This is a genomic window from Blastocatellia bacterium (assembly GCA_035275065.1).
Lineage (GTDB): Bacteria > Acidobacteriota > Blastocatellia > UBA7656 > UBA7656 > DATENM01.
In genome coordinates this window covers 1-4,294 of the sequence record DATENM010000008.1, presented here as the reverse complement: position 1 = coordinate 4,294, position 4,294 = coordinate 1, and the positions used below count along the sequence as shown (strand labels likewise).

Genomic DNA, 4,294 nt, shown 5'->3' with positions numbered 1-4,294 from the left:
CTAACGCACACACATCACCGGGCGCGGGCGACGGCACTACGATCAATCACGTACACCCCGCTGCCCGCGCTCCGGTGCATGTCGTTGTTAGGTCGCTGCTTGGCCATCACCCAACTCTCATTTGATAAGCCCAGTGACTCGCAGCAACCAATACCCTCCCCAGTATGCTGTGGGTAATGCCACTACTACCAAAGAAAATATTACCCCCGCCTTCAGCAGCTTCGGCCCTAGACGGCCGCCGCTTTCTGGCCACGTCTTTCTCAGAGCCTTCTCAGCAACCCATCCGGCGGTGTAGCAGAGATTCATTATCACCGGAGCGGCCAGCAATGCCATCGGCTCTATCACGTCTTCGCTTGGTTTTAAGGCGTTCGTTTTGGAGACGATGAAGGATAAAAGCATGAGGCTGCATATCCCGGCAGTGCCGACCAGGAGGTTGTAAGGAATTCGGCGTCGCTCCCACCAAAGGATAATGTCTGCGACAGACCGCTCGCCTTCTGGCACGGAGAAAATCCACGCTTTGAATCTGTCTGCCAGTTTCATCATTACTCGCCCCAAGTTGTTATAGCGACAGCGACCTAACGCTCGCGTTCAGCGGGGCCGCGAACGGCAATAGGAGAACCATAAGAACTGGACTGCGCGGCCTCCGCTGCAACGGCTTGTTAGGCCAACTTCTCATGTCAGCCTCTTTAAGATGAGCCAGTTTATTACTGAAAGCGCGGTAAAAGTGGCAAAGAAGAAAACCGGAGTGACCCATCGGATCTTTATTCGATCAAGCATTCGAGAGAAGGGGCCTTCTGTCTTATGGATTTTCTCCTTGCCTATCAGTTTCCGGTATTCCGCTAGCACTGAATAGCATCGAAATTGTTCGGCGAAGAAAAGCCAAGTTGCGGCTAATGCCAATAGCCATCCAACACAAGGAAAAATGAGCATGCTAATATTGTATTGTTTGAAAAGCTCAATCTTTACATACGGAATTATTGAAGCAATTACAGCAGCGAGGCCATAGCGTGGTAATAGGCTCCAGCAATGCTTTTGGCGGAACTTCCATTCATCCAATAAGAGTTTCGCTCTTTCCAGGTCAGTGATAATTGTATCAGATGCTGTTTGAGTCATGACGTTCACCTCCTTTGGGCTAGCCAGAAGACGTACAACAACAATGTCTCATGACGCAAGGCTTTTGCTGTTGATTAGTCTCCTTGCTCGATAGTGCGCTGGTGGGCCTAACGTCACGCATCACCGGGCGCGGCGTGTCGCACTCGACCAATCATGAGAAACCCGCCCGCCGCGCTCCGGTGCATGCGCTTGTTGGGCGTCGCCCCTAACCCCATCCCCCTCAAAACCGTCGGCCTCCCGCCTTCCTCCCCTCCCTTTTTCGTCCGCCCCCGGTTCTGCCTCAGGCTCCCCGTCCTTTCCCATTGTTCCTTCGCCGCGCGCATCTCGCCGCCGCTGCCTGCACCACCCTCATGGCTGCCGCCCCCGCCCTGGCTTCTGTTGCTGGCCATCTCGCCCGCCGCTCGCGCCGCCGCCATTGCCGCTGTCGCATGCCCATCCCTTGCGGCCCACCCAATCATTTAGCCGCGACGGCGATACGATGCGCAGCTGCTCACCGGCGTTTGTCTGCCGGTTGTTGCCAACCTCGCCGCTGCGCCGGGTGAGGGTTGCCAGCGGTGCGACGCGAATGGATGATCGTTGCAGGCGAGTCAAGCCATCCGCCGGCTTGCATCGTTGCGCCTGCCAGCGATGGCGGGCAAGGCGCCCAACGAACACACATCACCGGGCCGCCGAGCGGCACCACGAAGAATCACACGAACGGCGCTTCGGCGGCTCCGGTGCATGTCGTTGTTAGGCGCTGCCTTATCGGCGGTATCTCTTCATCCCCTTCTGGCTCATCACAAGAAAGACCAGCGCCGCAATAGCGACCAGATTCACTCCCAAACCCCTTGCCCCGCTCCCCTCTGCTTGCAAGAAGGTATGTCGCACCAGCAGCCCTCCGCCCCACGTTATTTCGCCCTTGAGCACTTGCACCAACAAAGCCACGCCAGCGACATACTGCCAGGACAACCACACGCTAAAGACCTGCACACACTGCAACCCCTGGACGATTCCTGATAACACCACGCCGAGGGCGGGCTTGAACCAAAGCAAAATGCCCGAAATGATAACCAGCAAGTCGAGTCCTGCGCCAAGCAGAATCAATGGTTTACTAGCTCCTGCTTTGGCGGCAAAGATTGTCGCAATCAGAGCAAGGATGCCTCCTAGTACTTCCGCTATGGCTATGATTCTTCGCCACACTTTTATCATTCGTCAAAGATTTGATTTTGCAGTCGCCTAACGCCCGCGTTCAGCGGGGCCGCGTGTGACACTCCGATGCTGATGAGACACTCGCTTCGCGGCCTCCGCTGCAACGCCTTGTTAGACCCCACTTGCTCATCGTGCAGATGTTCGCTGTGTTCGTTACTTCGATACTTACCTCTTCAAATCGCGAAGCAATCTATCAAAGCTGTCTTCAAATGCGGCGTAGTCTTTCCAGTTTGAGAAATCTGGTATGAAATACTCGCGCAGCTCGACTGCTAAATCCTTGCCCGTGTCAGCATCAAAGCACCTCCACTGCTTGATAGCATCAAAGTTTACTAATCGGATGGGAAAAAGCTTACGGCGACCCTCTCTGATCTCAGCGTGGCGGGCGTTGCGAATTTCAGTCATCACCCATTCGCTCCGCATGCTACTTTCGGATAGAACTATTAACAGACGGTCCTGCATCTGTATTGCTCGTTCCAGTTGCTCATGAACCTTTTTACCACCCTGTATATCTTCAGGAGCAAACCAGACGCGTAAGTGGGCATTGCGCATTCTAAAATAGAGTCGCTTAGCAAATTCCTTGTCTTTCTCGCTGTAGCTTATGAAGCAAGAGTAGAATTGTATTGCTTGTTCATTACCGAAATGAGACGGTAAGAATGTTATAAAGTCATCTGGTACGCCGCAGCCTTGGAGGAATCTCTTAGGAACTTGGCCTCTGGATTTGTAGAGCGTGTCTATGCTGATGTATGAAGGGCCAACGTGGGCAACTGAGTCAAGCCCTTTCGCGCTACTAAGGTCTGTTTCCGCAAAGGAATTCTCACTCATTATGGCGATTGCAAAATTTGCATCTCTAAGAGTAGTTCTTAAAAACTTCCCGTCTCTGATGCCAGCACCGCTGAGGTTTGCGCCGCTGAGATCCGCGACGGTGAAATCTACACCATAGAGTCGCGCATCACTGAGGTTTGCCCCAATGAGATCCGTAATAAAGAAATTTACACCGCTCAGGTCTGCGTCTCTAAGGTTCGCGCCATTTAGGTTCGGGCGTCTTCTAGCACTATTTTCCCTCCACTCATTCCACGCCTTAACGCCCTGCTTGAGAATCTCTATATCTTCTTTATTGGCCATCTGTCCCTCGTTTCGACGCAGTATCTCATTAGTGTGATTCGTAAGCAATCTCGCAAGAATGAAGAAGGACGCGGCCGATGCCACCTTGCCGCGCAGGGGTCTAACGCTCCGATTCAGCGGGCGCGGGAACGGCATTGGTGGAAGGTTAAGAACTGCGCTGCCCGCGCTCCGCTGCAATCGGTTGTTAGGCGCGGTGTCCAAGCCTATCTGGATCATATTCTTATCTGCGTGTTATTCGGATCATCTCCTTTAGACTTGAAGAAACGATTGATCGCAACTGCTCGGTGGAACGATAGTATTGAACTCGTAGCGGCGCAATATCGAAGTGAAGGTTTGTTCCTTCCTTGGCTATCAGAAGGATGTCTGAAGATTCATTACCTACTCCATGTGCGTAGCCTAATTCGTAGTACACATTTGGCCGTTCATTAGTCAGATCGCAAATGATAAATTCGGAATCCTCAATCAGTTCAGTAACCTCCCGAATAACAAGTCCAGAGCCTACGTTTTCATCGACTCTCTTTGCCTTGAGCTTGAGTTTGGAACACTCATCTTTTATTGCAGAGTAGGCTTCCCGCATTTCCTCTCCGGTAAAAGGCATGATGACAAAGACGGTATTCGGTGTAAATTCGCCAATGTCTTCAGGATCATAGTCAGGTCGTCGGAATTCTCGATCCATAAAGGTTGTTTTCCTACCCATAATAAATCTCCTTCTGCACCTAATCGTGCGAGCGCCTAACGCCACGCATCACCGGGCGCGGCGTGCCGCACTGAACCAATGACGAGAAACCCGCCCGCCGCGCTCCGGTGCATGCGCTTGTTGGGCGACGCCCAGGAACCGCTTGTATCTCCCAACGGTCGAGCCCTTCGCCAT

Annotated in this window: 6 protein-coding genes; all 6 read right to left on the bottom strand. The window is 53.0% G+C overall.

Annotation, left to right across the window (positions count from 1 at the left end; translation table 11 throughout):
* Positions 1 to 117: 117 nt before the first annotated feature.
* On the bottom strand, positions 118 to 543 hold the full coding sequence (locus tag VJ464_01940; protein HKQ03865.1) for a hypothetical protein: 426 nt from the start codon (positions 541 to 543) through the stop codon (positions 118 to 120).
* Positions 544 to 672: 129 nt separating this feature from the next.
* On the bottom strand, positions 673 to 1,113 hold the full coding sequence (locus VJ464_01935; protein HKQ03864.1) for a hypothetical protein: 441 nt from the start codon (positions 1,111 to 1,113) through the stop codon (positions 673 to 675).
* Positions 1,114 to 1,461: 348 nt separating this feature from the next.
* Entirely contained in the window at positions 1,462 to 1,767 is a 306-nt protein-coding gene (locus tag VJ464_01930) for a hypothetical protein (GenBank protein HKQ03863.1), read from the bottom strand.
* An 87-nt stretch (positions 1,768 to 1,854) separates the two neighbouring features.
* Complete coding sequence (locus VJ464_01925; protein ID HKQ03862.1) at positions 1,855 to 2,301, bottom strand: hypothetical protein; 447 nt, start codon at positions 2,299 to 2,301, stop codon at positions 1,855 to 1,857.
* Between the two features lie 165 nt (positions 2,302 to 2,466).
* Positions 2,467 to 3,423, bottom strand: coding sequence for a toll/interleukin-1 receptor domain-containing protein (locus VJ464_01920; GenBank protein HKQ03861.1), 957 nt, complete (start codon positions 3,421 to 3,423; stop codon positions 2,467 to 2,469).
* A 220-nt stretch (positions 3,424 to 3,643) separates the two neighbouring features.
* Entirely contained in the window at positions 3,644 to 4,099 is a 456-nt protein-coding gene (locus VJ464_01915) for a hypothetical protein (GenBank protein ID HKQ03860.1), read from the bottom strand.
* Between the last annotated feature and the right edge of the window lie 195 nt (positions 4,100 to 4,294).

Coding starts and splice junctions, on each gene's coding strand:
- VJ464_01940 (HKQ03865.1), bottom strand. CDS start 543: ATGATGAAACTGGCAGACAGATTCAAAGCGTGGATTTTCTCCGTGCCA.
- VJ464_01935 (HKQ03864.1), bottom strand. CDS start 1,113: ATGACTCAAACAGCATCTGATACAATTATCACTGACCTGGAAAGAGCG.
- VJ464_01925 (HKQ03862.1), bottom strand. CDS start 2,301: ATGATAAAAGTGTGGCGAAGAATCATAGCCATAGCGGAAGTACTAGGA.
- VJ464_01920 (HKQ03861.1), bottom strand. CDS start 3,423: ATGGCCAATAAAGAAGATATAGAGATTCTCAAGCAGGGCGTTAAGGCG.
- VJ464_01915 (HKQ03860.1), bottom strand. CDS start 4,099: ATGGATCGAGAATTCCGACGACCTGACTATGATCCTGAAGACATTGGC.